Below are 26,206 nucleotides of genomic sequence, written 5' to 3'. Positions count from 1 at the left end.
GGATGGCCATCTGTAGCGTCTCCGAAAGGAATTACAAGCGTTTTGTCAAGACGAACTCGGGGTCAATCCCGCTTACCGTAGCGAAATTTTGTGAAAGATTTGTTGCAGCGTCGCGGCTTCGCGCACGCGATTTCCTCTGCTGAATTCGATCATTTCAGCCTGTTTCGGTTGAAGTCACTTAGTTTGTTATCCTCATCATCTGTTTGAGCGCACACGCAACGCTTCATCGAAAAACCGCAGCACGATAGGAGGATTCAATTTGAATCCTGCTTGTCACCATACTGTAATTGACTCTGCGCGGACCCCATTAGACTTCCGCGACGCCCCGCAGAACATGAATAACGGGAGAGGCTCGTGAGACCATTGCGCCCGCTGATTACCGCGCTCATTTGCGGTGTTTGCGCGCTGACGTGCCGCGCGCAAGATGTGACTGGCTGCGGCAGCACGCTCGCCGCTCCCCTCTACACCCACTGGGCCACGGACTACCAGAAGTCCGGGGGCGGCAAGGTGGTCTATCGCAGCACCGGCTCGACAGACGGACTCAAGGCGATCGTCGCGCACACGGTCGACTTCGCCGGTTCCGACGCCCCGCTCACGAGCGAGCAATTGAGCAAGGAAGGATTGCGACAGTTTCCCACCGCGATCGGCGGCGTGGTTCCCGTCGTGAATCTCCCGGGCATCAAGGCCGGGCAGTTGATGCTGACCGGCGAGGTGCTGGGCCAGATCTTTCTCGGCAAGATCCTGTATTGGGACGACCCGGCGATCGCGCAGCTCAATCCGAAGATCAAGATGCCCAACACGCCGATCGCTGTCGTGCGGCGTCTGGATGGTTCGGGCACGACGCTGATCTGGACTCACTATCTCTCGCAGGTGAGCCCCGAATGGAAACGCAAGGTCGGTGAAGGCACCAGTGTTCACTGGCCCTTGGGGATTGGCGGTAAGGGCAATGAAGGCGTCGCCACGTTCGTGGGCTATCTGCCCGGGGCGATTGGCTATATCGCCTGGGACTTCACGAAGCAGAATCATCTGACCTACACGGCCATGACCAACGCGGCGGGCGCGGTCGTTGAGCCGGGCATCCAGACATTCAGCGCAGCTGCCGCGAATGCGGACTGGTCGAGCTCGCTCTTTCAGGTGCTGACCAATCAGCCAGGAAAGGACGCGTGGCCCGTGATGGGCGCGACCTACGTGCTGTTGCAGGCCGCGCCGGACCACTCGCCCCGTAGCGCCGAAACGCTGAAGTTCTTCGATTGGGCGTTGACGCATGGCGAGCCGACGACTCAGGCACTGGACTATATTCCGCTGCCTGCCATAGTCGTGACGAAAATCCGCGCGCAATGGCACGGCGACAAAAACGACGAAGTCGCAAACAAAGCGGTTGCCGTGCAATAGCTTCCACGTCAGTTCACGAGTGTTCTCACGCCAGGCGCCGATGCGCCAGGGAGGCGTTGATGAAACATCCCGCTGCCGAAGAGGTGGTGAAGGCGATCGCGAACGAAACACAAACGCCGCTGGAGATCGTCGCGAAGATGTATGAGCAAACGTGGGCGGCGTTCAGTGACGGCGCACGCGTCATGGATTATCTGACCGTGCTCGTCTCGCGGCGCGTGCGGGAGGACCTTCGCAACATGCGCAAGAACGCGCACTGAATGCTTGCGTGGTCACATGCCGATGCCACGCACATGCACGCATCAACGCCTGGCCGCCTTACGCCTGCGGGGATCGGTTTTACGGCAGAGGTCAGTCAACACCCAGCGGGCGATGATCTCAGGGCGATTCGTTCCGTACTGTGCGGATTTGATTTCGTTTTCGAAGTAGACGATAACGCTTCCGGCCATCACGCGGTACGCGCCCGCGTAGTTCACGCCATCCAGTTCGATATTCAAGGGATGGGTGGTTTCGTATTCTGCAAGAGCCAAGGTAAGCGCGGAAATGTCTAAATTATGACAATATCGTTTCGCGCCCCTATTGGTCAATTAAATATGCGTTTTGTTTCATATTGACGATTGCGGTCCCGATTTTGGCCCAGATTTTTGCTCACTACGTGCGCCTTTCGCGCCCTTTAATGGGGCACGCATTAATGCCGCATGACTGAGCCTGCCATAGGGGCTTGCCGCGAACCATCGCTCGCCAACGGAAGCGCTCCAGGCATTCACCCAGCGCGTCGCCATCATTTTCTCGGCTGTCGCTTCGGCATTCATCAGCCGCTTCATTGCCAGGCCAAGGCGGTGCATTGCGTACCGCTTGCGCCGTGCTTCGGTGTCCATTCGCGCATTCATCGTCTCGCCTCTTCCGGTTGAGTATTGCGCAGACAAAAGCCTGGAGACTCACCTGCACCGATACCTTGCGAAGCGTGTGCATCACTCGCGCTGAACCCCACGAGAACGCTCATTAAGGCACGGAAAAAACGGCGGAAACATCAGGGAGAGTATGGAGGGCAGTCGCCATGAAAGCGCTTTCGCCCGGCAGTGCGAACCAGGGCGTGCCACCCAGGGCGATCTGGCTCTCCATTCACTCACAACACTACGCCGGCCATATGACACTCCACTCGCCAGTAAGCCACGGATTCGCGCCTCTTGTCGAAATACAACCGATGAATGGCGGCGGCTTAACGTCGCGCCGCGCGATGATGACGGATCGGCAACCCCATTCCAGAATGGTTCACCGCGCGTAAATCCATGCGAACAACGACACACGGCGGCCCCCGATTCGCGCTCGGACGCGCACTGAAGCAACCGCTGTTGAATGCGGTGGCCCGGTTGCCCGACAGCGTACAGCGAGCGATGTTCATTCCGCCAATACGCCGCGTCTGCATTCGCGTACCGGTATTGCGCGCGGTGTATTCTGGCTGCCTGCGGCGCCATCCCATCGACCTCCAGTACGGCACCGACACGAGCGGCCTGGTCGATTCCCACGCGCTGCAGCGCGACGCCCGCCTCGCCGGGCAGCTAAGGCCTTATATGGGCTCGCAGCCGACCATCATCCGCCGCGCGCTCGACACCCTGGGCGATATTACCGGCTATACGTTCATGGACATCGGTTGCGGTAAAGGCCGCCCGATGATCGTCGCCTCCGAGTATCCGTTCTCTTTGGCGCTGGGCTACGACATCAGCGCGGACCTGGTGAGGACGGCGAACGCGAACGCGGTCGTTATGGCACGGCACTTTCCACAACGGCCGCCCATTCGCGCATTGCACGCGAATGTCGCCGATTTGAAGGTGCCGTCGGGCAATGTAGTTGTCTTTCTGTTCAATCCATTCGGTCCCGAGTTGATGACGTCATTGCTGGAGAAACTCGAAGCGGGCCTCTCGAGCGGCACCATCCAGCATCTCTTCATCGTCTACGACAACCCTGTGTGTAGTGAAGTCTTCGACGGATCCCAACAGTTGCAACGCTGGTTCGCTGGCGTATTTCCGTACGATCACGACGAAGTCGGCTTTGGACCCGAGGACCACGAGAACGTCGTCGTCTGGCAAAGCGTGCGCGGCGCGCGCCCTGACACATTCGCGGACCGCAACCGCCGCATTACGACTAAAGACCGGCTCAGCACTTCCCTTGAAGGCTGAATCATCAGCACCACGAATTCATTGAGGAGACGCAAGTGCCGACCTCCGTCGTGGCGATATACGAGTCGTCGCCGGCCGCATCCTTGCGGTACGCGTTGCGCACGTGCGAGACCGTCGATGCGTTTCGTGCGTTCGAGCCGCAATGGCAAGCGCTTTTATCTGGAGCCGACGCCTGGTCGCCTTTCATCAGCTTTGCCTACTGCGAGGCTGCAGTCGCGGTAGCGCTGAAGAGCGGCGCGAAGGTCGAAGTCGCGACGGTGCACGACGCGGGTGACCTTCTGGCGCTATGGCCCGTTGCAATCACGCGCAATGGCGCGTGGCGAGCTGCCCACACGCTGGGCTGCGGATGCGGCGAGGAATACGGCGGCCCGTTGATCGCCGACACCCGACGCGCGGAACTTTACGATGCGGCGGTCCAGGCGGTCTTGCGGATACACGCCGACGTGCTCCACATTCCGATGCTGGAAAACGGCAGCACGCTGCAACGCGCGCTCGACGCCGCGCCACAGTCATGGGTGCAGCGCGCGCTGCCGCCGCGCTGGCGCGTGATGCCCGGCTATTCGATCAACCTGCGTGCCGTGCCCACATGGACCGACTTCCTCGCAACGCGGCACTCGACGCTGCGCGCCGCGCTGCGCTCGAGCGCGAAGCGTTTGCGGCGCGAAGGCGACGTCAGTTTTGGGTGGTGTGACAGCGCCGAGGACACCGAGCGCGTATTGCGGTGGCTATTCGCAAACAAACGCCAATGGGCGCTCAAGCGCGGAATCGATTCGCCCTATTTAATGGACGACTGCGTACGCGACTTCTTCGTCGGCCTTGCAAAGAACACCGAGCTGACCAGCCTGCCACTCGTCGCTTATGTTCAGGTCAACGGGCAGCCGGTGGCGGCTTCGGTCAATCTCGTCGGCACGCGCAGCGTCGAGTATTTGATCACCACCTATGACGAGGCGTTCGGCGTGTTTTCAGTGGGGAACCTGCTGATCGAATACATCGCGCAGTGGGCCCACGCGCATAGCCGCGATTTCGACTTTCGGCCGCTGCACGGCGACTACAAGGTGCGTTGGGCAGATCGCGAAACAAGGCACGAATCGCGCATCGTCGTGCTCAATGCGCGCGGACGGCTCATCGAGTTGGCGCTGTCATGGGCGCAGGTCAAGCGCGTCTATCGGAAATTCGCGACGCTTGTTATGGCGCGCTTGAAATGAGCGAATAGCGTGCATATGCACCGCTCAAGGCCTCACCACACCGCCCTCCCCAGGCGTTTCGCTGTGCGCCGATTCGTCGAGCGTTTCGAGCGCCGGGTTGTGATGGAGGACGAGCGCGGCGCCCGCGCCCACGAGACCGGCTCCCGCGAGACATAGCAGGCCCGCGCCGAAGCCGCCCGTGCTGTCCTTGATCCAGCCCATCGCATAGGGGCCGAAAAAGCCCGCGAGATTACCGAGCGAATTGACGGCGGCAATGCCGCCGGCGGCCGCCGCGCCAGAAAGGAACGCGGCCGGCAGTGTCCAGATCACCGGCAGGCAACCGAAAATACCGAAGCCCGCAATGGAGAGCGCCAGCATCTTGAGCACCGGATTATCGAGTCCGGCCGCAGCCGCAATACCGGCCGCAGCGACGGCCAGCGCAAACGCCACATGACGCTTGCGCTCGAGACGGCGGTCGGAACGCCGGGCCCATAGCACCATCGAAACGACGCCGACCGCGTACGGCAGCGCAGTGACAAAGCCAGTCTGCAAATTCGTGAGCCCAAATGCCTTGACGATCTGCGGCAGGAAAAAGCTCAGGCCGTAATTGGTTGCGTTCGCACCGAAATAGATCAATGCCACGGCCAGCACGCGCGGGTTGATCAGCGCCTCCAGCACACTGAACGTGCGCACCTTCTCGCGGTGACGGCGCTCCTGCGCCTGGCGATCGACGAGCCAGCGGCGCTCGTCGTCGGCGAGCCAGCTGGCGTCGGCGGGCTTGTCGGTCAGATAGAGCAACACCGCTACAGAGAGCACGAGCGCGGGTATCGCCTCGATCAGGTAGACCCACTGCCAGCCTGCGAGACCCCCTCTTCCGTCTAGCGAAAGCAGCGAGCCGGATACCGGGCCGCCAATGACCGTCGACAAGGGAATGGCCGCCATGAAATAGCCCACCACGCGCGCGCGATATTTGGCAGGAAACCAGAGCGTAAGCAGGAAGATGATGCCTGGGAAGAAGCCCGCCTCTGCGATGCCCAGCAAGATACGCAGTCCGTAGAAAACATGCGCGTTCGACATGCCGGTGATGCGGGCGATGTCTGGAATGAACGCCATGGCCCCCGCAATGATGCCCCACGTGAACATGATGCGCGCGATCCAGCGCCTAGCGCCAAAGCGTTCGAGCAGCAGATTCGACGGCACCTCGAAAAAGAAATAAGCAATGAAGAAGATCCCAGCGCCAAAGCCGAACGCGCTCGCGGAAAGATCGAGCGCCTTGTTCATCTGCAGTGCGGCAAAGCCCACGTTGACCCGATCGAGATACGCCACGAAATAGCAAACGATCAGGAACGGAACGAGCCTCGCGGTCACGCGCGCCATGGTCCGGGCTTCGATCTCCATATCTGTCTCCTTCGAGGCCGGCGGTGCGGCGCGGTGCGCCAGTCACGGGCCGGTCGGTTTGGTATCGTTAAAGACTAGTCGCTCGCGGCGCGATACGAAAGGACGGTTCACATGGTGGGATATGGGCCGAAAGCGGGATTAAAGCGGAATCAAAGCTTCGGACAGGAAAGCACTTGCAATGGCTGCGTGGCGACGCCGGGCTGAGCGCCAGTGGTGGGCGTGCCCTGCGGTGGCGTTGAGACGAGGCGCACGCCGTCTGGACCCGCGTTCGCGAGTGCGTATTTTTCTTCGCTGCCTTGCGGTTGCCAATAGGCTCGAAATACAGGGCCGTCGCTGAAAACGAGCAGCACGCCATGCGTGGCCTGCCCGGCGGAGACGAAATCGACCGGTTCGCCGCTGCGCAATGCGAAGCCCCCGGCGGCGTTCACCCCCACGAGCCTGCCGCACGGCGGCGCGGCGTCGGGGGCGGGATCTGCGCCGTGTGCCGGCTGGGTCGCGAGCAACGCCACGCCAAGACATGACGCTAACGCAAGCGTAAGAGTCGTTTTCACGCGCAACCTCGTCAACTCGGATTCGGTCATTCCGAAGCGCGCAAACCGCATTCCCGTGTGTGGACCGGCGCCGGCTAACGGGGATGACAAGCCTTAATAGTCACCGGAGTCCTTACCGAGCGTGTCGATATCGATCTCGAGGGCGCGACAGACATCGCGCACGAACTCGTCCATGGCAGCCGTGCACTCCGGGCTTCCCGCCGGGAAATCCTCGGGGTTCTTCTTGCCTTGCGCACGGCGGATGGCGCGAATGCTCGCCTCGAGCGCGCGCGCCTCTGCCCAGATGGGAGGTTTGTCGGGATAGTCAGAATGTTTGCGCGCCATGGCCGGTATTTCGGCAACGGCCGGGCGAACTTTAGGCTGTCGCAGCGTGCTACCCCAAGGACAAAACGGGCCGTCCAGCGATTCCCCGAATGCGTGGATAGAGACTTACGCTGCCCTTCGCCCGTGCAAACGTTTGCGCCGACATCATGCCGTTGAGGTTTGCTCCGCTGATGCTGGGGGCCTCGTTTGCGGCCGTCAAAACCGCGCTTATCCAGTGCGCATCATAGGGAACGCCGGCGGGGTCGTTGCGTACTGATCCTCAGCGCTCGCTTTGCGGGCTTTCGCCATAAATTGCATTCCTTATCAAATTGTCGGCACCCGCAATGGCTCATCGAATAGCAATCGCCCTCCAACTCGTTGACAAAACGAAAGACGCGAACGCAGGCACATTGAAAGCCTGATGAAAAATGAGGACCGCGGACGACAATGAAAAGCACACGCGTTTCCTCCAGAAATAATGCGAGCGGTCGTAAACGGAGGTATTACATTTCGTTCCCGGCAGTTGCAACGGGACGGCATCGACTCGCAAGACCATGTTCAACGTTCTGGCCCAGTATTGGGGAACGATTCGGCGCACTTTCATCGCCGGAAACAATGCGGCACTGAAGCAGGCGCAGTTGCGCGTGATGATCTATCAGCTTCCCATGATGTATGGGCTGTTGGTCGTCAACACGTGGGGCATGGTGCTGCCGCACGAGAACGAGATTCCCGCATGGCAGGGCATCATCTGCCCGCTCGTGCTCACGGGGTTTTGTTTCGTACGCGTCCTCTCCTGGTTGCGGCTCGCGAGGATCCGTGTCACCGCGGATGATGCGGTTACGCTCCTGCGTAATTCCGGCAGGCTCGCCTGGGTCTTCTCCATCTCGTTCACAGCCTGGTCGCTGTCCCTCTTGCCTCATGGCGGCGCGGCATTCAAGCTTCATGTTGCCTTTTACATGGCCATTACGGTCATCGGCGTCATCTTCTGCCTGATGAACGTCGTCAAGGCAGCTTTCACCGTGACCGCCATTGTCAACGGCGCGCTCGTTGTCACGTTCCTGAGTTCGGGAAATGGGGTATTCCAGGCCATTGCAATCGATACGTCACTGGTATCGATGGCGATGCTGGTCGTTGCATTCACGCAATTCAAGAACTTCTCCGACCTCGTTGCAACGCAAGGCGAAAACAAGCGCCTCGCGAATATCGACAGTCTCACGAACCTGCCCAACCGGCGGGCCTTCTTCGCTTCGCTCGACAAGCAGTTCGATTCCGCTGTGGCGTCGGGTGGTCGGCTCGCGGTGGGACTGGTCGATCTCGACGGTTTCAAGTCCGTCAACGACATTCACGGCCACTCACTGGGAGACCACGTGCTGGCCGAAGTCGCGTCGCGCCTCGCGCAAGCGGCGCGCAGCACGATCACCCTTGCAAGGCTGGGTGGCGACGAGTTCGGCGTCCTTGTCACCCACGATTGTTCGGACGCCGGCCTCTCGCAACTGGGTCGATCCATTTGCGATGTCTTTCACTATCCCGTGCTCGTTGGCGAGATTTCCGTGCGCCTCGGGGCGACGATCGGCTTCTCGACCTATCCGCACATATCGCGCAACAAGGCGGATTTATACGAAACAGCGGACTACGCGCTTTACGAAGGCAAGCGCCGCTCGCGCGGGTCGGTGACGATCTTTTCGGAGACTCACCGCAACGCAATCATCCGCGAGTCGCAGATCGCCCAGGCGCTACGCTCCCCCGATCTCGCCAGCGAGCTTCACCTCGCCTTCCAGCCGATCTTCTCGCTCGAGCGCCAGCGCACCGTCGGCTTCGAAGCCCTCGCGCGCTGGCAGAGCGCCTTGCTCGGCACGGTCCCGCCCGGCGAATTCATTCCTGCCGCGGAACGCAACGGGGTCATCAACGGCTTGACCCTCGCGCTGTTTGCCAAGGCCTTGGCCTGCGCGAAACAATGGCCGGCGCATATCGGCTTGTCCTTTAACCTCTCCGCGCATGATTTCGCCAGCGAATCGGCAGTGAAAGAACTGGCGCGGTGCATTGTCAGCAGCGGCATCGACCCGGCCCGGCTGGACTTCGAGATGACCGAAACCGCAATGGCCAAGGACTTCGACCAGATCCAGAAGACGGCCAAAGTGCTGCGCGCGCTGGGCTGCGGTTTGTCAGTGGACGATTTCGGCACCGGCTATTCGAGCCTCTCCTACCTGTGCAAGCTTCCGCTCACGCGCCTGAAGATCGACAGGATGTTCGTGAGCGGTCTCAAGGAACGCACGACGGCGTTCACCGTCGTGCGCACGCTGCTCAATCTGAGTCGGCAGATGTCGCTCGACTGCGTGGTCGAAGGTGTGGAAACGGCCGCCGAACTGCAAGTCGTCGCGGCGCTCGGAGCAACGCTTGTTCAGGGATACTATTGTTCCCGCCCGATGGAAGCGTCCGCGGTGGTGGCCTTTCTGCAGCGAGAGAACGAGCACGAAGCGATGGTTCGCGAAGCGGCGCAATGACGAGTAGTTCGCATACCAGAATGGCTGCTGAACTGGTTGTGCCACCGCCCGCTGATTACGATGAGGCAAAGCTTGAGCCGACCAATCACGGAGACCATCATGAAGCGCTTTCATATTGCACTGGCCGTTTCGAACCTCGAAGCCTCAATCGCGGACTATAGCCAGCGGCTCGGACAGCCGCCGTCAGCCGTCGTGCCGGGCCAGTATGCGATGTGGCGCACGGAGATCCTTAACTTTTCGATCAACGAAAAGCCGGCGCAAGCGGGAATGTTGCGCCATGTTGGATTCGAGGACGACGCGGTCACAGGCTATTCGAGCAGTGTCGATGTGAACGGTCTCGAATGGGAGCTGTTCTCGGCAGCCGAACAGGACGCGCGCATCGTCAGCGCGTACGGGTTTCCGGTCAAGCCATGAAGCACAGCATTATTCGTCACGCTATTCGAATCCTTGCGCCCGCTATTGCCGCGAGCGCAATGGTGGCGTGCACCTCGGCTGCCGACGTGAGTTCCCCTGTCACGACTTCTCTCGTCGACGGCCGTAGCGGAAGCATTACGTTTGAATCGGTAACGCCCACGAACACCCGCGACTTTCTCCTGCATTACGCCACCACCAGCAAGGTCGCGATTACGGGGGATCTGAGCATGCCGGACAACGCGCCGCGCGTCGTACCCGCGGTGATCATTCTCCATGGAAGTAGCGGCGTCAACCCCGGTGAGCGGGTCTGGGCAAAACGCATGAACGCGCTGGGTTACGCCAGCTTCGTCGTGGACAGCTTTACCGGTCGCGGTATCAGGAATACTGAAAAAGACCAGTCGCAGCTTTCCATGAGTGCCGACATCGCGGATGCCTATGCCGCCTTGCGCCTGTTAGCCACGGATCCCCGAATCGACAAAGAGAAGATCGCAGTCATGGGATTTTCGCGCGGAGGCGTCGCGGCGCTCTATTCGTCACTGGAGCCTTTCCGCCAGGCCGCAACGCAAGGCAATCTGCGCTTTGCCGCCCATGTCGCTTTCTATCCGTCCTGCGGCATCGCTTACAACTCGGCGCATCTGGACGGCGCGCCCGTCATGTTGCTGCTCGGCGGCAAGGACAACTACACGCCGGCGCCCGCCTGTATTGCCTATGCCGAGACGTTACGATCGAAAGGCGCAAAGGTAACAGTTGAAACGTTTCCGGATGCCTGGCATGGTTTCGACAGACCGACACGCCTGCATTCACTACCGCTTGCAACCAGCGCACGTGAATGCCACGGCGCCTATGATCTCGACAGCAGAACGCTCACCATGGTCCGGGACGGCCAGACACTCTCAGGTTCCCCGGCCGTGGCCGAATCGAAACGTTGCCTGACGCGGGGCGTCACGTTGGGCGGTGACCCGCAAGCCCAGGCGCAATCTCCAGCCGATGTCGCGGCATTTCTCAAGGCGGCGTTCGAACCCACGCAAGGCCTTTCCTTACATTAAGCAGACATCCCGCCAAAACAGCGGCCGCAGGAACGCGCCTGGCCCAAGCGCAGACGCCCGGCGCTCACTGTCACCTCGTTACCGCAGTCGCACCGGCACACCCACATACCATCGCGAGCGTACCGGTCCGTCGTCAGCTGGCCGAAGACCTCGCCGCCCTTGAGCGCAGGCGAGCCCGGCCGGGACCGCCATACACGACGCTGCTCGCGGCAGCCGCAGTCCCGCGTCTGTCCGCTCTCCACCGCGTCGAGCGCGGCCGTGACGTGCGCGCCGCATCGGCACTGCCAGAGCCATACGCCAGCGCCGCGATATTGGAGCGCGACGAGATCGCCGAAGGCGCGGCCGGAGACGTCGCGAGTCGGCGGAAAAGGCCATTCAGGTGGCAAGGGGGGACGAATACGCTGGTTCACGAAAGCTAAATGGGATTCGGCGTCCTATTCTCAAGCATAACCGGCCGCCTTCGATTCGCGGTCGCGGCCCAGCAAAGAGGGGCGGATCAGCCCGCACGTTCGGTGTGGGGCCGCCTCGTTTCGAAGTTGTGCGCGTATTTTGGCACCTCGCGCGTACCGCGAATGATAAATCGAAATATCTGCTTGGGTGAACGATGAACCGCGGGGGGCGGACTATGCGCCTCATCGTCAATGAAGACGGCCGCCTATCCGGCCTGTCCAGCCAGGAGCCACGTAACATGATGCTTACCGTACCGATCCTTCTGATCGCTTTTTTCGCGATCATTGTGGCCATGCACCGCGGCGTGACCCGCAGAGCCGACGAGAAACTTCGCGCGCAATTCGATTCGCACGGCTCGGGCGGCGAGGTATCGCGCCAGTTGATGCGCAACTCGGGCTACAGCGTCTGAGTTCCCAACTCCGCGCAAGCGAACTGAACCGCATCGGTACTGAATACGGCCCTGACCAGTTTGGTCGACTCGGGCGGATCGAACCATGCACACGAAAGCTGCGGCCCGTATGCCGTAGGCACGACCTGGTTCACTGTCATCAACGGCCCGCCTGAACACAGGCGCACCGTCCTGCCTTTAAATCGCTCAGCGACCGAACTCAGCGTCTCGCAACGCAAGTCCCTGTGGATCGCACACCCTGCGGACATGTCTCCTCCCGGAATCTCGCAACGCTTTGGCGGAGCGCCAGAACACGTATCTTCTCCCCTGTTCGCGTGCGCTGAATATAAATATTTCGCCTTCCTGGCGGAACAAACTCGACATCGAAAGTCATTCCTGGACATCCTGTTCGCGCGACGGACTGCGGGCCAGCAAGCAGGCGTTTGCCGAATATCTCCGTAGCCTTCGGCGCTCCAGCGCGTTGCGCAACTGGCCCAGAATCAACGTACTGGCAATCAGGGCGAGATACAGCGTGACGAGATCGTGACGCGCACCGTTGAGGGCCGCTTGATGGACGACGAGCGCGGCATCGACGGGCGGAAGCAGGTGGCTCTTGCCCTCGACGACTCGCGTCATGTGGATGAAGCCCGCCGCGGAGAGCAGCGGCAGCAGGACGACGAGCATCAGCAGCGCCAGCCGCATGCGACGCGCCCACCCATAGTGGCGCAACCGGAACCACAACCCGAGGCAACCGTGTATCCAGCCAGGCGCTAGCAGCGCGAGTTGCAGGCCCTGCGTGCCGCTCGTGAGCAGCACGACAATGACGCGCTCGTAGTCGGGTTCGAAACCATAGAGCGAAGACGCAAGCCGCGTCGTCACCGCATGGCGGATCAGCAGAAGCGGCAGGCTGAGCCCCGCCCATAAGCGGAGCCATTCCGCGGGCGGCAGTGCCCAATGGCGCCGCCCGTACATTGTGCGCAACGCCAACACGAAATGCACCGACGCGGCGCCATATAGCGCGATCGTTCCGGGCGTGCTGCGCCAAAGCCGCAGCGCGAGCACGAGACCGCGTCCGGCAAGCTCGAGCGACCAGATGCCGAGCGCGTGATTGACCAGATGCAGAAAGAGGTAAGTCAGCATCACGAGCCCCGACCCGAGTTGAAGTCGGCGCAGAACGAATTGCACGTTGATGCTCACTTCGCCGGCGCGGCGACGGGTCATCTCGATGATGTCCATTTTTGCTTCCGCCATTGCGTTTGCCACGCCTGCACTACCGCGAACCCAAGCCGGTTATTCCCGCGCGACAACCGGGAATAAAACCGCAGCCTTCACGGTATTGCACGTGAAGCCCGCCCTGGAGGCGCTCCGTATTGCACCGGCGGTCGACTTCCTGAACCCAGTCGAGAGGACATCATGTCGTCAGATCTTCCTTCCCACCCGTCACGCCGCAACGCCCTGAAATGCCTCGCCTTCGGTGGCGTGGGCACCGTGTTTGTCCTCGCCGGAGGCGTCCTCACGCCCGTGGAGTTAGCGCTGGCGGCCAGCGCCAAGGACAGCGCCGCGATTTCCGGCGTTCCGCTCTTTCTGCAGATCAGCGACTCGCATATTGGCTTCAACAAGGAAGCCAATCCCGATGTCGCGGGCACGCTCAAACAGACGATCGACTACGTCAACGCCATGCCAGTCAAACCCGCGCTGGCAATTCACACGGGCGATATCACCCACCTCTCCAAACCTGCGGAGTTCGATCTGGCGGCGCAATTGCTGTCCGGTCTCGACATCACGGAGTTGCACACCACGCCCGGCGAGCACGATGTGACAGACGGACCGCAAGGCGAATACTTCAAGCGTTTCGGCAAGGCATCGGACAACCGGGGCTATTACAGCTTCGACCACAACGGCGTGCACTTCGTCGCGCTCGTCAACGTGATGCATTTCAAGCCAAACGGGCTGGGAAATCTGGGCGAAGACCAACTCGCGTGGCTGGAAAACGACCTGAAGGGGCGCACGTCCAGCACGCCGATCGTCGTCTTTACTCACATGCCTATGTGGACGATCTACGAACCGTGGGGCTGGGGTACCGGCGATGCGGGCCAGGCCATGGACTATCTAAAGCGCTTTGGCTCGGTGACCGTGCTCAACGGTCATATTCATCAGATCGTTTCCAAGGTGGAGGGCAATATCACGTTCCACACGGCACGCTCGACCGCCTATCCGCAGCCGACTGCCGGCGATGGCCCGGGACCGGGACCGCTTACGGTGGCGAGCGATCAGTTACCGAAGATGCTTGGCGTAACCAGTATCCGAATCTCGCGCCATCCCCTCGCGGCGACGCTTTCCGACACTTCCCTCGCCTGACTTTGCGTCTCGCTCATTGAACAAGGATCCGAGCCATGCTCTCCATTCACTATCGTCGCGCATTCGCCCTCTTCTGCGGGATCGCGATGCTCATGGCGATGGCGGCCCTTGGCACGCCTGCCGCTCACGCGCAGGAGTCCAATCAGATCGTCATCAAGAATTTCATGTTTTCGCCCATGTCTCTCACGGTCAAGGCGGGCACGACCGTCACCTGGAAAAATATGGACGGCGAACCGCATACGGTCGTCAACGACGCGGGCGTATTTCACTCGGCCGCGCTCGACCAGAACGATACGTATCAATTCAAGTTCGACAAGCCGGGGGTATACAACGTGTTTTGCGGCATTCACCCGTATATGAAGGCAACCATCACGGTGCAGTAGAGGGATAAACGCCTCAGCATCCCGGCACGGCTGGACATTCGAAACCGGCGCTTACGCGTCGGGCTCGTTGACCATATGGCTAGACACCTCGCGCCGCTCCAGCAGCGGCACGATGGACTGCAGGCCAATGCGTTGAAAATGCGCGGTCTCGCGATGCTCCGCCAAACCGTTCGCGTCGCTGTATTGTTCGAGGATGACGAAGTGGTCGGGATCGGCCGGCGAGCGGAAATAGTCGTAATAGAGATTCTTCGGCTCGCCGCGCGACGCCGCAGCAAGCTCACGCAGCAAAGCCGCAATCGTCTCGCCGTGGCCGCGCTTTACATAGTAGTGCGCAATGACCTGCAAATAAGACTTCGCCATCGTTCGCTCCAACAAAATTTCGCCGCTTCAGCGTGCGAGTTTCATGTCCCACAACTCGGCGTCGCTCGTCGATACGGCTATTGCGCCGCGTTCCAGCGCATCGCGCGCATCGGTCTCGTTGCAGACGAAGCCCGATGCGACGATGGGCGGCAGCACCTTGCGGTCCTGCGCGCAAAGACGCGCGAGCATCGGCACCGGCATCAGCTGCACGATGTTCGGGTCGCTCTGCTCGAGCGCCTTCACGCTGCGCGGCCAGGTCGAGCGGTCCGTCACGAACACCTTCTGAATCGTGATGAGGCCCGCGCGATTGCCGCGCTGGATCGTCGCCACCCGGGTCGAAACGAGGCTCGTCACGCCGATATCGGCCAGATACTCCACGCCGCCCTTGTCCTGCGAAAGGCCGTCGCAGCTATCGATATTGACGATGACGAACTTGCCCGCCTTCGTGAGCGCCGCGACCACCTTGTGGAGCATACGCAGATCGACGTTCGCGACGATGGCGACCTCGGCCGCGCTCTTCAGGAAGTCGTCGAACTGCTCGACGCCGTAAAGCGTCGCGATGACCGGGTGCCGCTGCAAACGCGCCCCAAGTGACATATCCATTTTTTTAGTACTTCGCCTCGTGACTGAGCGTGTCGGTGAGACCGAGCTTGCCCGGGTTGAGAATGTTTTTCGGGTCGAGCGCCTGCTTGATCGTTTCCAGCACCGCAAACGCGCTGCCGAGCGACTCGTTCATATAAGGCGCACGCAGCAGGCCCACGCCGTGGTGATGGCTTAGCGTTGCATTGTATTGGATGATCACGCGGTTCGCGGCGTCCCAGGCCGCGCGATACCACTGTGCGCGATCCGCCACCTCCACATCGCCGCGCAGCGAGAAGTAGAGGCATGCGCCGTCCACATAGGCGTGCGACTGATGCGCCGAACCCGCGAGCGTGCCGGGTACCGCGTTGATCGCCTTCACGACATCGTCGTAAATGGCCGCGAGATCCTTCCATGGGCCAATCATTTCGAGCGTATCGGCGACCAGGCCGGGGCTGCGCTTGAAGCCTTCGGCGCTCTTTCCGGTGAGGTAGCGCGTGTCGAGCCATTTCTCGAAGATGGCGGCCTCGTCGAGCTTCGTACCGAGTTCCTTGCACACGCGCTCACTGATCGTGAGTACCGCTTCGACAATTTCGCGCGGCCCCTCGTCCGCCACGAGCAGCACATTGGAGTCGGGCAAGCCGAATTGCACGCCGCTTTCGAGTTCGTCGTAAAGGCGCAGCGCAGCGGGATTGCCACCGCGTTGCAGAATCTCGCGGCACGCCTCGAGACCCTCGCCGAACGAACTGAATCCATAGGCGATGGCACGCCCGTAGTCGGGCAGACGATGCAGCTTCAGGCGCACGCGCACGATCACGCCGAGCGTGCCCTCGGAGCCGATGAAAAGCTGCTGCAGGTCGGGCCCGACGGCTGCGCGCGAGTACCCGCCGAGCGTGACGAGCCGCCCGTCGGCGAGCACGACGTCCATGCCGAACACCATGTCCTCGATCTTGCCGTAGCGCGTGGAGAGCTGCCCCGCGCCGCGGCACGCCACCCAGCCGCCCACGGTGCTGATCGCATACGACGAAGGCCAGTGTCCCATCGTCATGCGGTAATCGCGCTGGATCGTCTCCTCGAAGATATCGCCGAACATGCCCGCCTCGACTTCGACGATCTGGCTCTCGCGGTCGAAGCTCAACAAGCGGTTCAGGCCGCAAACGTCCAGCACGATGCCGCCGCGCACGGGCAGCGCCGCGCCCGTCACGTTGCTGCGTCCTGCCGACGGCGTGACCGGAATCGCGGCCTCGCTCGCAAGACGCATCACGGCCTGCACTTGCTCGGCCGTGGAAACGCGCACGACCACCGCGTGCGGCGTGGCCGGCTTGCCGCCCGTTTCGGCGATCATCGTGCCGGCCCACCAGTCGCGCGTGGCCGCCACCACGTCGGGCGTCGCGACCAGCACTTCGTCGGCCAGCGCGCGCAGCGCTTCGATTTGTTGCGCGTTCAACGAAACGGGATCGCGCTGCAAGCCGGCCTCGGTGCCGGTGGCCTCGCGCGCGACTGACCATGCGGGCGGCGTCGGTGCGCCAACGATGTAGTTGCCGCGGTTATAGCCACGCTTGACTGCTTCCTTGCTGATCATTCGGTATCTCCCATCAAAACGGATTTTTCGTGCTCGACCGAAGCGATGTAGTCGCGCACCTGGTTGGCGATAGCCTCGGCGCCAAGGCCGAGTTCGGATTGCAGAATCTCTCCCACGCGGGCTGCCGCGCGCGCCGACGCGTCGCGCGCCATGAGCCGCGCGCGCATGCGCCGCGAGAGCACGTCGTCCACGCTGCACGCCAGTTCGTGGCGCACGGCATAGAGCACTTCGGCTTCGGTATAGGGCAAGCCTTCGACGATGGGTTTCACAAGGCGCGCATCGGCCTGAAGCAGATCGCTCACGAAGCGCGCCTCGCTGCCGTAGCGCTCGCCCAGATGCGCGCCGAGACCACCCGAGGCGACGATGGCCTGCGCGTCGTAGCCGGCCGCGCCAAGCAGGTAAGCCGAGCGTGTCGAACAGCGGCGGCGCTCGCCGATGACCTTTTGCGCGGCGTCGATGGTCTGCTCCGCCATGTGACGCGAGGTGGTGAGCTTGCCGCCCACGATCGTGACGAGGCCGTCTTGCGCGACATGAATCTCGTGATTGCGCTTCATCTCCAGCGTCTTGCCGCCAGGCGGCCCGACGAGCGGCCGGCAGCCTGCGATGCTGCCCACCACGTCCTCGGCGCACAGATCGGTCTTGAGCGCGGAACGCGCGCCCTCCAGCAGGAAGTCGAGCTCCTGGCGCGTACAGCAGACGTCGTCGAGATCGCCGGTGTAGTCCTCGTCGGTCGTGCCGAGGTACGACACGTTGCCCCAGCGCGTGATGGTCGCGCGCCGGCTGCGGCCGGGCACGGGTATCGTCACGGTGCAGTCGTTGCGGATCTTCAGCCAGGGAATCGCCACGTGCACGCCCTTCGCGGGGCGGATCTGCAGCGGCGCGGTTTCGCCCTTGCGCCGCCCGCTCCAGTCGCGCAGCCACACGCCCGTCGCCATGACCACCACACCCGCACGCACGCGGATCTCGCGGCCGTCGGCGTGCACGATCACACCGTCCACCTTCCCCTGCTCGCTGCGCGTGACTTCCGCCACCTTCGCATGATTGGCGACCGCCGCGCCATGAAACGCCGCCGTGCGCGCAAGCGTGAGCGTGAGCCGGGCGTCGTCGACGCGGGCGTCGAAATACAGGAAACCGCCCTTGAGGTTGTCTTCCTTGAAGGTGGGGCAATGCGAAAGCACCTCGGCCTTCGAGAGCTTCTGGTGCAGAATGCCCTCGCGCCAACCGCCCGCGAGGTCGTAGGTCCACAGCAGACTTTCGAATGCCTTGGCCAGACGCTTGTCGAACACGCCGTCCTTCTCCAGCACCGGAAAAAGAAACGGCAGACGCTGGACCAGATGACGCGCATTCCTGCGCAGCCGCTGGCGCTCCAGCAGCGAATGACGCACGAGCCCCAGATTGCCCTGCTCGATATAGCGCAGGCCCCCATGCACCATCTTCGACGACTTCGACGACGTGCCGGAGGCGAAGTCGCTCTTTTCCAGCAGCGCCACGCGGTAGCCGCGCAGGCTAGCGTCGAGCGCCGCGTAGGCGCCAGTCACTCCGCCGCCCACGATGACGATGTCGAACGCTTCGCTCGCGAGGCGATCCAGCTGCTCGGCACGCACGAGGCGCAGCGGCTCGGTTGCAGTCATCTTCTCGCGTTCGCGGCCGGCACTTCTCGATGTAAACAACAGCATTGGGTTAGTTCTCCTGCTCAACCTTGATCGAATTGCGCCACGTAGGCGAGTTCGGCATTCACGCGGGCACGCCATGCCGCGCGCCGGTGAGCGCGTGCGTCCGCTGAAATGTTGGGTTCGAACACCGCGTCGGTGGCGAGCGTCGCGCGTGCCTCATCGAGCGAGTCCCACATGAGTCCCGAGGCGCCCGCGAGAAACGCCGCGCCACGCAGGCTCGCGCGGTCGCTTCCGGCCATGCGCCGCACCGGGACGCCGCTGAGGTCCGCCTGGATCTGCAGCAGCGTGTCGCTGCCCGAGAGGCCGCCGCCGACGATGAGTTCGCCCGTGGCGACGCCCGCAACGGACTCGTTCGCATCGACGCACAGCGCCACGGATTGCGCGACGCCTTCGAGAATCGCGTAGGCGATCTCGGCCTGGGTCGTGGCGATGGAAACGCCGCAGAGCGATGCGCGCGCGGCAGGTTCGAGGCTCGGCACACGCACGCCGGTGAGCGCCGGCAGGAACGCCACACCGCGCGCGGAATTCACTGTGCCGGCCAGCGCGGCGATTGCCTTGGCGTCATCGAACCAGCGCAGCTTTTCGCAAATCCAGTTCAGCGCGGAACCGGTGGTCGGCACAAAGGTTTCGAGCGAGAAGTGCGAGACGCCGCCGTGCCGCCGCGCCGTCATCGTCAAGGTGCCGTCGTGGCCTCCGCTCGCGCGCGGCTGCGTCGTGCCGGTGAGCAGATCGACGAAACTGCCGGTGCCGTGCACGCACATCGACTGGCCGCGATCGAGGCAGCCCAGCCCCACGCCGCCCGCAAGCTGATCGCCGGCACAGGCCAGGATCGGCACGTCGATGCCGAGCAGATCGACGCGCGTGCGGCCGAACGCGTCGGCGTCTTCGCGCAGCGCCGGCAACAGGTCGGCCGGAAAGCCGAGCGCATCGAGCCATTCGCCGTAGTAACGGTGCTGCGCCAGCACATAGGCGCTCGCCGAGGTCGCGTTGGTCGGCGTGGTGACGCATGCGCGGTCGCTGGAGAGATGCCAGAGCAGCCACGTGTCGACGGTGCCGAATGCGAGCCGGCCTTCGCGATATGCCTCGGCAACCGCAGGCGTTTCGCGCAGATGCCGCGCCGCCCAGAGGTACGGCGAGCGCACGCCCGCGGGACGCCCTACGCGTTCGATCAACGCGGCATCCCAGGCCGGGGCGAGCTGCGCGAGCGAAGCCGCATGGCGCGTGTCTTGCCAGACCATCGCCGGCACGAGCGCGCGTCCCGTCCGCGTGTCCCAGAGCACGGCGGTGGCGCGCTGCGTGGCGAGTGCGAACGCAACAACTTCCCGTTGCTCCTGCGCAGCGCGCGCAAGCGTCGCGCGGCACGCTTCCAGCGTCTTCTCGAGCGTCGTGTTCGCGTCCTGCTCGACCACGCCGGGCTGCGGGCTCTCCACGCGCAACGCGCGGTATTCGAGGCACGACACACGGCCGTGCGCATCGACCACCGCGGCGCGCGTGCCGGACGTTCCTTCATCGATAGCGAGTATGACTCGCTGCTGCTGGCTCATCGCCGGGGGTCCTCCATGACCGGATTCAGCCAGGCGCCGCGCTCATCTTCGTCGCCTTCGAAATGAGGGGCGTCGGGCTCGTTGTCGGGCGTGACGGCGCTGCGCGTGGGGTCCCAGCGGATCGCGAAGCAGATCACGCTCGCCACGCACGGCACGGCCGCGAGAATGAGAAAGGTGTGGTCGAGGCCATAGCGCTCGCGAAAGAGCGGAAACACGAGCAGCCCAAGCGCGGCGCCGATCGAGCCGAGCGCGCCGACGACGCCGTTGGCGCCGGCGCGCAACTCGCTGCGAAACGAGAGCGACGACAGGCTCTTGCCATTGGCGCCAGGCCCTGCCGAGTGAAACAAAATGAACAGCGACGGCACGACGACCGACATCCACATCGGCAGCTTCGTACCGTAGAGGCCGAGTACGAGCAGCATGGCGAACACGGCGGCAAAGCCCAACGCCGACGCGCGCCGTAAGCCGATCTTGCGGCCGACCACGGGCGACATGAAGCCCCCGACAATGCCGAACACGTTGAACAGCAGCGCGCCGAGCGTCGCGTAGACAAAGTCCTTGCCGAACAACGCGGCGCTGATGAGCGGCAAGTACCAGCCGATGGCGAAATACTCGAGCGACTGCCCGATCTGCACGGTCGCGGCAAGAAGGGTGCGCGGCCGATAGATGCCGCGGAAGATCAGCGTCAGGTTCGCGAGCCCGCGCTTCGCCTGGTTCAGCACAGGTACGCGCTCCTCGGGCGGCGCGGCGACGAAGCTGCGCCCGTAGATGCGCGTCATCGCAGTTGCCGCATCCACGATGCGCTCCTTGCGTGCGAGCCACGTGGGGCTCTCCACAAGGAAGAGCAGTTGCAGCACGAGAATGGCCACGCTGAATACCGCCGTGGCGGCGATGGAGTAGCGCCAGATCGAGTCGCCCACCTGCCACGCGTGGAACAGCAGCGCGAGCAGCAGGTTGAGGCAGACCGCGGTGTACCACATGCCCTGCCAGGCGTTGAGGCGGCTTTTCAGGTGAGCGGGCGTGAACTCGGCGAGCATGGCCATGGCAATGGCGAAGTCGATGCCATACGCCATGCCGACAAAGAAACGCCCGGCAAGCACGACCTCGAAGCCCGGTGCGAACATCACGAGCAACGCGCCCACCAGCGCGAATATCTTGGCGAGCACGAGCGGCCGAACCCTGCCCCAACGGTCGGCCATCCAGCCGCCGATGGGATTGAAGGCGATGGCCACCCATGAAGCAAACGACGTCATGAGCGCGATGTCGCCTGCGCTCAGGCGCAGGTCGCGCGCCATCGGCCCGAGGCCGGCGCTTAAGGCGGAATTGGAAAACGCGTCGAGAAACAGGCCACCCAGTGCGAGCCACCAGATGACACCGGCGCGGCCGGCAATGCCTGAACCCGAATCGATGAAGGCGATGACGTCGTCGACGCCACGAATTTTGAGCGCAGTAGTTTGCACATGCGTTTGCACAAGCCGTCTCCTGTATGGTTCTGCAAGAGGGCCTATGCAATTGCTTCGCGCATAAGAGACCATCTTACAGATAGTCTCTTATCTCGATCTGCGGGGGCTAGATTAAGGTCCCGCGCGCGGCGTGTCAAGCCGTTATTGACGGGTGGGATGAGCGGCGAGCTTTGATGTCTATTTGTGCTCGTTGCCCCGCGGGAAAATGTTCACGATGACGACTTCGCGCGCCGATGCGTCGTGGCATTCATGGCCGCCGCCGTGAAGCACGGGTATATTGCCATCGGGCGTCGGCGGCACAGTATGGGGGTTGCCGCCGAGCGCCCAAACCTTTTCAATCAGGAGTCCGAGATAGTAAAGCATGGTCGGATACCATGGGCTGTTCGGATCGAGGTGCTCGACACGCCAGCTCATGATCGACAGCAACTGCAACTGGTAGAGCAGCATTTCCTCCTGTGTCGAAACGGGAATGCCGATCTGAAACGCCCCGATGGGCTCTCGCCACTGCCCCGACGCCTCGCGCGCAGCGGCCACCTGCTTCGGGTCCGGCTGCGTAAGGACAATGGCATAGTCGCCCGCCGAATCGAACACCGAAAGATCGGTCACGAGCGTTCGGCCATCGTCGAGGCCGAACACGCCCCGCGGCACACTCTCGGCCGCGTGGCCCTTCTTCGTGCCTTTCGACGCCTTGGAAGTCTTGCCCGCGAGCAGCCGCTGCGCTTCGTCCAGCGTGATCTTTTCGCCCCGCGGCGCGGGCACCGCCGTCACGCCCTCACGGTTGGTGATCTGCTGGACCGCCAGGTCAAACCGTTCCCCCTTGCGTATTCCGAGCGGCAGTTGGACAGAAAGAACACCGGTCTGGCGACGCAGGCTCTTCGGAATGGGCACGTAGCGATCGCCGCCGGCGGGGATCTGGATGGTATGCGCATCGATCGCGCGGATTTCGTGCCGCGCATAGAAGCGATCCGCCAGATCGATCACATCCTGAGCATTCCAGCCCGGTATATGGAGGTTGAGCGAAGTCCCGTTCGGGATCGTTCTCGACCACGCGAAAAGCAACTCATCGGGCGGGAGAGCGGACGAAATCGCGCTCGGCGTTGCCTCGATTTCGAACGTGTGCAAGGCGACACGCGAAGCGGAAAACCCTGGATTGGCGACGGTGCTGATCGCCAGATTGCGTTGCGAGATCTTGTCGGATTTCGAGGGCGTGGCGCCATTCACAATCGGCGCGCCAGTGTAGATGACCTCGGTGACGACGCATTGATGCTCGCCCATCAGGAGCGTCGTCAAGGGCTCCAGTGGACCATTCGACCCCGGCGTCGCGCTGAGATAGGGATCGGTCAGGTTGTTATCGATCAGTGCTCCGTAATATTGGTAGCCGACGCTGGTCTGAATACCCTTTGAGTTGTCGGGGTCGGTCTGGCTGGCAGGCGGCTCCACGCGTAGCGCCGAAAAGTACGGGAAGGACAGCCATTGCGTGCCGCCGTCCTGCGTGCCCGGGAGATCGATAGGCGGTGCCCCCGATGTCTGGAGATATCCGCCTGTTGGGTTGCCGCTGGCGTCGAGCTGGTAGGTCAGCGCAGCCGTGGTTTGAGAAACGAACGTCCTGAAGAAAATCTGAACCGGATTGGCGTCGGCGCCGGTGCTGCTCAGCCGCACGCGCGCGAGCGCGAAGTTGTAAACAGGTTTCGGCGGACTGCTCGTGGTCACAGCCGCTACGCTGAGCACGGAGCCGGCCTCCGTCGAAGGCAGCGCCGAAAACTGGGCGGAATTGATGTTGGCCACGACACTTCGCAGGAACATCAGCGCATCTGAACGGCTAGCGTTGACGGCCAAGGACGTGTTCAGGAAACTTTCTCCGGCAACGACGTGAAACACCTTGATATCCGAACTGAGCCAGTATGTGGTGTTCCCGTCCGCGAGATCGAGCATGAAAGGATTCGCGCCTTTGACGAGCTCTAGCCATCCAGAGTCGGTAAGCGGCGCGCTCGCCGCACTCGTCGTCAACGAAGCGCCGACCGACACGGTGTCCACCGTGCCGGCGAAGCCAAACGCGTTGCCGGTGAAGTTCACCGTGTAGGTGAACGTGAAGCGCTGCAGACGGTCGGCCAAAGGGGGATCGTCGCTTGCAACGGCGGTCGCGACGACACCGATCGGCGCGCCTGTGGCCGTCACCGCCGGCGCCCACTGCGCGAGCTGCGCCGCGGTAGGCGTCAGAGTCGTGATCCCGCCACCGGGAAACTGGCTTGGCTTCAGGCCGTCCACTGTCACATAAATGGCCGCCGGGAAGCTGGACGTCGCGTTGACCTCGTCCTGGCTGAAGGTGCTGCGCTCGAGGATGAGACCAATAGCGGGAGTGGGACGCGCGAGCCAATTCGCAATGTTGATGTAAACAGCCTGGATATCGGAGAACGCCCCAGCATTGGTTTGCAGGCCCTCTCCCTTTGCGGCGTCGCCGCCAACCATTTGATCGAGCTGTGGCGATGTAATGCTGCTAGCCCCAGTTAGATTGATGTCGAGATAGTGATGAAACGTCGAACCGGTCACGATCCGCCCAACTCCCACCTCGCGCCCGTCGTACACGCTGAGCGTGTTGATCGTCGCATTGACGGCCGGCGTTTTATCGAGCGGAACCGGAACGCCGCTGCCGACGTCGTAACTGGCTATCGCGGTAGAGGTCCCGGTGGCGATGACCATAGGCATCTCAGGAGGGGCCGAGCCGATCTGGCGAAACTCCCGCGCAGAGGTATCACCGTATGGCGACAACTGCGTATAGTCGAAACCCGTCACCACACCCAGAGCGTTACCCTCGTGCATATGGTCCGGATAAGACGTGACAACGTTCCCGTTATTCATCAGGATCGGATGCGCCGGTGACGACATCGCCGTGATGATTTGCGGCTTGGCGTCCGATTGATTCTCAAAGTAGGCGTATGGATCGACAGTCGCATTGCCTATGGAGTCAGTCTGGGGATAGCTTGCGTTCGGATTCCTGACGGTCGTGTCCGCCCGCCCACCGATGGCCGGGTAATTGAAAGGCGCGTTTGCCGGCACCGCGGGATTGCTCGGGTCGTTCTTGCCGTACCAGGAGCGCATGATTCGAACGCGTGGAATCTGGCCACACATATCCGAACCCAGGCTGTAGTGATCGCCGACCGCAAAGACGCCACCACCCTGCTCCATGAACGTGGCAATTGCGTTCAGTTCCGGCACGGAGATAGGGCCCTTCGAGCCTTCGGGCACGAGCGGATCGTCGTTATACCCACCGTCTCCGATCATCCAGATAACGTCGAAATCGAGAAGGTCGATGCTGGGATCGTTAAAAACGAAATTTTGATGGTCAGCATCCGGGTCGGCTTCGCGGTTCGCCTTTTTGACCAGAAAGCCAGCGCCCTGCAGCGTGCTGACCAGCGTGTTGAACGTGAAATCAGGCGCGACCGTATTGGTCTGATACTGAAATTCTCCGTCGATAACGATCAAGACATTGATGGCCATCTCACACCCCCTTCCAGCCCCGTGCTGCTTCGACGGACAATGAAGTCGCGACGTCCTGCCGCGTCGACAGCACGACGTTCCATTACGTTTGAGCCGGGAAAAATTCTTTGCGAATTCGTCTGGGGTTTTCGTTTTGTTATAGACACGGCACCGACGCAAGTCAATGCGCGTCGATGACCGATGCAATGCGTGGCCAATAAGTCGACTGCCCATCGACTCCGATAGGCGCATTCTTGATGTTGACAATACTCGCGTTGGGCGAAGAGCGCGGGGCGCTGTGTGCGATACCGCTAACGAATCTTTCACACGCACCAGAAATCAGTAGTATTCCTACATTTATAACATTCATTGCAGGATCTCCTAACCGTGGCGAACAGGGTAGAAGCGGAGTCTCGCGCGTTGTCCTTTGAGGAACGGCGAGTCCGTGAAATGCAAGGCTTTCACGTGAATTGGCCAGCATTGCGCATGCATGCTGGCCCGTCACGCGGAGCCAGGTGTGGCAGAAGTCGGCATGCTTACAATTGGCCGAAATCGTTCGATAAATTTTGTGCGGCCTTGGCGTTTACGCGTACGCTGGACGTGCTTGTACGGGCATCAAAGGTCAGCGCTTCGCGATATCGTCGCCGTGCGAGCCCTTGTGAACGACCTCGACGTCGATGGTCCGGCCATCGTCGCCGAACTCGCTCGCCTGCCGGCGTAGCGCGCGCATTTTCCACCAGAGATAGCCGGCGACGACCGTGCCCACGGCGAACAGCACGGCAAGCAGCACCACCGACAACATCGCAGCCACCACGAGCACGATTGCGCTCACGACGACGGCCGACAATCGGCCGAACCATCCAGTCCCGCCGATCCGGATCCCTTTCTCATACGTCGCGCGCCGTGGCGACGGTCTATCGTTGTGCATCCCTTTTCTCCCAGCCGCCGTCCGGCTGAACTGCTCGCTCGAGCATGGACTGCAAGTGGAC

General features: G+C 62.3%; 25 protein-coding genes. 10 read left to right on the top strand and 15 right to left on the bottom strand.

The annotated features are described in order from the left end of the window. Positions 1-354: 354 nt before the first annotated feature. The gene (gene pstS / locus JMY28_RS09575; RefSeq protein WP_201695668.1) at positions 355-1,392 is read left to right on the top strand and encodes a phosphate ABC transporter substrate-binding protein PstS; all 1,038 of its coding nucleotides are present in this window, start codon (positions 355-357) and stop codon (positions 1,390-1,392) included. 59 nt (positions 1,393-1,451) lie between these two features. Further along, the gene (locus JMY28_RS09570; protein WP_201695667.1) at positions 1,452-1,649 is read left to right on the top strand and encodes a DUF3562 domain-containing protein; all 198 of its coding nucleotides are present in this window, start codon (positions 1,452-1,454) and stop codon (positions 1,647-1,649) included. 42 nt (positions 1,650-1,691) lie between these two features. On the opposite strand, the gene JMY28_RS09565 is transcribed toward JMY28_RS09570, so the two are convergent. Next, positions 1,692-1,886: a hypothetical protein gene (locus tag JMY28_RS09565; protein ID WP_201696009.1), complete on the bottom strand. Its 195-nt coding sequence runs from the start codon at positions 1,884-1,886 to the stop codon at positions 1,692-1,694. 108 nt (positions 1,887-1,994) lie between these two features. After that, positions 1,995-2,267 (bottom strand): hypothetical protein, encoded by a 273-nt coding sequence (locus tag JMY28_RS09560; RefSeq protein ID WP_201695666.1) that lies wholly within the window; start codon positions 2,265-2,267, stop codon positions 1,995-1,997. 411 nt (positions 2,268-2,678) lie between these two features. On the opposite strand from JMY28_RS09560, the gene JMY28_RS09555 reads away from it, so the two are divergent. Then, positions 2,679-3,566 carry a class I SAM-dependent methyltransferase gene (locus tag JMY28_RS09555; protein ID WP_201695665.1) on the top strand — a complete coding sequence of 296 codons (888 nt, stop codon included), beginning with the start codon at positions 2,679-2,681 and terminating at the stop codon, positions 3,564-3,566. 35 nt (positions 3,567-3,601) lie between these two features. Further along, positions 3,602-4,771 carry a GNAT family N-acetyltransferase gene (locus tag JMY28_RS09550; RefSeq protein WP_201695664.1) on the top strand — a complete coding sequence of 390 codons (1,170 nt, stop codon included), beginning with the start codon at positions 3,602-3,604 and terminating at the stop codon, positions 4,769-4,771. A gap of 24 nt (positions 4,772-4,795) precedes the next feature. On the opposite strand, the gene JMY28_RS09545 is transcribed toward JMY28_RS09550, so the two are convergent. The 3 genes from JMY28_RS09545 to JMY28_RS09535 all read right to left on the bottom strand — a co-directional run bounded on the left by JMY28_RS09545 (position 4,796) and on the right by JMY28_RS09535 (position 7,023). Then, entirely contained in the window at positions 4,796-6,148 is a 1,353-nt protein-coding gene (locus JMY28_RS09545) for an MFS transporter (RefSeq protein ID WP_201695663.1), read from the bottom strand. A gap of 149 nt (positions 6,149-6,297) precedes the next feature. Next, positions 6,298-6,699, bottom strand: coding sequence for a hypothetical protein (locus tag JMY28_RS09540; protein ID WP_328809388.1), 402 nt, complete (start codon positions 6,697-6,699; stop codon positions 6,298-6,300). Between the two features lie 93 nt (positions 6,700-6,792). Next, positions 6,793-7,023 carry a hypothetical protein gene (locus tag JMY28_RS09535; protein ID WP_201695662.1) on the bottom strand — a complete coding sequence of 77 codons (231 nt, stop codon included), beginning with the start codon at positions 7,021-7,023 and terminating at the stop codon, positions 6,793-6,795. Between the two features lie 533 nt (positions 7,024-7,556). On the opposite strand from JMY28_RS09535, the gene JMY28_RS09530 reads away from it, so the two are divergent. From JMY28_RS09530 to JMY28_RS09515, 4 genes are all read left to right on the top strand, one after another. Further along, positions 7,557-9,503 (top strand): putative bifunctional diguanylate cyclase/phosphodiesterase, encoded by a 1,947-nt coding sequence (locus JMY28_RS09530; RefSeq protein ID WP_201695661.1) that lies wholly within the window; start codon positions 7,557-7,559, stop codon positions 9,501-9,503. 99 nt (positions 9,504-9,602) lie between these two features. Then, positions 9,603-9,917: a VOC family protein gene (locus tag JMY28_RS09525; RefSeq protein ID WP_201695660.1), complete on the top strand. Its 315-nt coding sequence runs from the start codon at positions 9,603-9,605 to the stop codon at positions 9,915-9,917. Beyond that, a complete protein-coding gene (locus JMY28_RS09520) occupies positions 9,914-10,963 on the top strand; it encodes a dienelactone hydrolase family protein (protein ID WP_201695659.1) in 1,050 nt (349 codons plus the stop codon). Before JMY28_RS09525 ends, JMY28_RS09520 begins: the two co-directional genes overlap by 4 nt. Positions 10,964-11,588: 625 nt before the next feature. Then, on the top strand, positions 11,589-11,822 hold the full coding sequence (locus tag JMY28_RS09515; protein ID WP_201696008.1) for a hypothetical protein: 234 nt from the start codon (positions 11,589-11,591) through the stop codon (positions 11,820-11,822). On the opposite strand, the gene JMY28_RS39510 is transcribed toward JMY28_RS09515, so the two are convergent. Together JMY28_RS39510 and JMY28_RS09505 are read right to left on the bottom strand one after the other, a co-directional pair. Continuing rightward, the gene (locus tag JMY28_RS39510) at positions 11,810-12,070 is read right to left on the bottom strand and encodes a DUF2158 domain-containing protein (RefSeq protein WP_407945488.1); all 261 of its coding nucleotides are present in this window, start codon (positions 12,068-12,070) and stop codon (positions 11,810-11,812) included. The two genes, JMY28_RS09515 and JMY28_RS39510, sit on opposite strands and share 13 nt — an antisense overlap. A gap of 121 nt (positions 12,071-12,191) precedes the next feature. Continuing rightward, positions 12,192-13,022, bottom strand: a complete 831-nt coding sequence (locus JMY28_RS09505; RefSeq protein ID WP_201695977.1) for a hypothetical protein — start codon at positions 13,020-13,022, stop codon at positions 12,192-12,194. 192 nt (positions 13,023-13,214) lie between these two features. Here JMY28_RS09505 and JMY28_RS09500 point away from each other — a divergent pair, with 192 nt between their 5' ends. Both JMY28_RS09500 and JMY28_RS09495 read left to right on the top strand, forming a co-directional pair. Beyond that, on the top strand, positions 13,215-14,159 hold the full coding sequence (locus JMY28_RS09500; protein WP_201695657.1) for a metallophosphoesterase family protein: 945 nt from the start codon (positions 13,215-13,217) through the stop codon (positions 14,157-14,159). Positions 14,160-14,245: 86 nt separating this feature from the next. Further along, positions 14,246-14,542, top strand: coding sequence for a cupredoxin domain-containing protein (locus tag JMY28_RS09495; protein WP_236596793.1), 297 nt, complete (start codon positions 14,246-14,248; stop codon positions 14,540-14,542). 51 nt (positions 14,543-14,593) lie between these two features. Here JMY28_RS09495 and JMY28_RS09490 read toward each other — a convergent pair whose 3' ends face one another. The 8 genes from JMY28_RS09490 to JMY28_RS09455 form a co-directional block, all read right to left on the bottom strand. Further along, positions 14,594-14,902: a putative quinol monooxygenase gene (locus tag JMY28_RS09490; protein ID WP_201695656.1), complete on the bottom strand. Its 309-nt coding sequence runs from the start codon at positions 14,900-14,902 to the stop codon at positions 14,594-14,596. 27 nt (positions 14,903-14,929) lie between these two features. Continuing rightward, positions 14,930-15,505, bottom strand: coding sequence for a glycerol-3-phosphate responsive antiterminator (locus JMY28_RS09485; RefSeq protein ID WP_201695655.1), 576 nt, complete (start codon positions 15,503-15,505; stop codon positions 14,930-14,932). Between the two features lie 4 nt (positions 15,506-15,509). Next, complete coding sequence (locus JMY28_RS09480; RefSeq protein ID WP_201695654.1) at positions 15,510-17,063, bottom strand: FAD-binding oxidoreductase; 1,554 nt, start codon at positions 17,061-17,063, stop codon at positions 15,510-15,512. After that, on the bottom strand, positions 17,060-18,739 hold the full coding sequence (locus JMY28_RS09475; RefSeq protein WP_201695653.1) for a glycerol-3-phosphate dehydrogenase/oxidase: 1,680 nt from the start codon (positions 18,737-18,739) through the stop codon (positions 17,060-17,062). The genes JMY28_RS09480 and JMY28_RS09475 overlap by 4 nt, the downstream gene beginning before the upstream one ends. A gap of 17 nt (positions 18,740-18,756) precedes the next feature. Further along, a complete protein-coding gene (locus JMY28_RS09470) occupies positions 18,757-20,280 on the bottom strand; it encodes an FGGY family carbohydrate kinase (protein WP_201695652.1) in 1,524 nt (507 codons plus the stop codon). Further along, the gene (locus JMY28_RS09465) at positions 20,277-21,740 is read right to left on the bottom strand and encodes an MFS transporter (RefSeq protein ID WP_201695974.1); all 1,464 of its coding nucleotides are present in this window, start codon (positions 21,738-21,740) and stop codon (positions 20,277-20,279) included. The genes JMY28_RS09470 and JMY28_RS09465 overlap by 4 nt, the downstream gene beginning before the upstream one ends. Positions 21,741-21,920: 180 nt before the next feature. After that, positions 21,921-25,238 carry a hypothetical protein gene (locus tag JMY28_RS09460; RefSeq protein WP_201695651.1) on the bottom strand — a complete coding sequence of 1,106 codons (3,318 nt, stop codon included), beginning with the start codon at positions 25,236-25,238 and terminating at the stop codon, positions 21,921-21,923. 601 nt (positions 25,239-25,839) lie between these two features. After that, a complete protein-coding gene (locus JMY28_RS09455) occupies positions 25,840-26,064 on the bottom strand; it encodes a hypothetical protein (protein ID WP_236596775.1) in 225 nt (74 codons plus the stop codon). Between the last annotated feature and the right edge of the window lie 142 nt (positions 26,065-26,206).

Origin of the sequence: Paraburkholderia hiiakae, assembly GCF_904848665.1 — a bacterium.
Taxonomy (GTDB): domain Bacteria; phylum Pseudomonadota; class Gammaproteobacteria; order Burkholderiales; family Burkholderiaceae; genus Paraburkholderia; species Paraburkholderia hiiakae.
Note: the sequence above shows the minus strand (reverse complement) of the source record. Positions and strands in the feature narration are given on the sequence as shown.

Bases quoted from the DNA above. Each gene is read 5' to 3' on its own strand.
- JMY28_RS09545 (WP_201695663.1), bottom strand. From the start codon at position 6,148: ATGGAGATCGAAGCCCGGACCATGGCGCGCGTGACCGCGAGGCTCGTT.
- JMY28_RS09495 (WP_236596793.1), top strand. From the start codon at position 14,246: ATGCTCATGGCGATGGCGGCCCTTGGCACGCCTGCCGCTCACGCGCAG.
- JMY28_RS39510 (WP_407945488.1), bottom strand. From the start codon at position 12,070: ATGTCCGCAGGGTGTGCGATCCACAGGGACTTGCGTTGCGAGACGCTG.
- JMY28_RS09500 (WP_201695657.1), top strand. From the start codon at position 13,215: ATGTCGTCAGATCTTCCTTCCCACCCGTCACGCCGCAACGCCCTGAAA.
- JMY28_RS09530 (WP_201695661.1), top strand. From the start codon at position 7,557: ATGTTCAACGTTCTGGCCCAGTATTGGGGAACGATTCGGCGCACTTTC.
- JMY28_RS09505 (WP_201695977.1), bottom strand. From the start codon at position 13,022: ATGACCCGTCGCCGCGCCGGCGAAGTGAGCATCAACGTGCAATTCGTT.
- JMY28_RS09555 (WP_201695665.1), top strand. From the start codon at position 2,679: ATGCGAACAACGACACACGGCGGCCCCCGATTCGCGCTCGGACGCGCA.
- JMY28_RS09475 (WP_201695653.1), bottom strand. From the start codon at position 18,739: ATGCTGTTGTTTACATCGAGAAGTGCCGGCCGCGAACGCGAGAAGATG.
- JMY28_RS09485 (WP_201695655.1), bottom strand. From the start codon at position 15,505: ATGGATATGTCACTTGGGGCGCGTTTGCAGCGGCACCCGGTCATCGCG.
- JMY28_RS09560 (WP_201695666.1), bottom strand. From the start codon at position 2,267: ATGGACACCGAAGCACGGCGCAAGCGGTACGCAATGCACCGCCTTGGC.
- JMY28_RS09470 (WP_201695652.1), bottom strand. From the start codon at position 20,280: ATGAGCCAGCAGCAGCGAGTCATACTCGCTATCGATGAAGGAACGTCC.
- JMY28_RS09515 (WP_201696008.1), top strand. From the start codon at position 11,589: ATGCGCCTCATCGTCAATGAAGACGGCCGCCTATCCGGCCTGTCCAGC.
- JMY28_RS09490 (WP_201695656.1), bottom strand. From the start codon at position 14,902: ATGGCGAAGTCTTATTTGCAGGTCATTGCGCACTACTATGTAAAGCGC.
- JMY28_RS09460 (WP_201695651.1), bottom strand. From the start codon at position 25,238: ATGGCCATCAATGTCTTGATCGTTATCGACGGAGAATTTCAGTATCAG.
- JMY28_RS09570 (WP_201695667.1), top strand. From the start codon at position 1,452: ATGAAACATCCCGCTGCCGAAGAGGTGGTGAAGGCGATCGCGAACGAA.
- JMY28_RS09520 (WP_201695659.1), top strand. From the start codon at position 9,914: ATGAAGCACAGCATTATTCGTCACGCTATTCGAATCCTTGCGCCCGCT.
- JMY28_RS09525 (WP_201695660.1), top strand. From the start codon at position 9,603: ATGAAGCGCTTTCATATTGCACTGGCCGTTTCGAACCTCGAAGCCTCA.
- JMY28_RS09480 (WP_201695654.1), bottom strand. From the start codon at position 17,063: ATGATCAGCAAGGAAGCAGTCAAGCGTGGCTATAACCGCGGCAACTAC.
- JMY28_RS09535 (WP_201695662.1), bottom strand. From the start codon at position 7,023: ATGGCGCGCAAACATTCTGACTATCCCGACAAACCTCCCATCTGGGCA.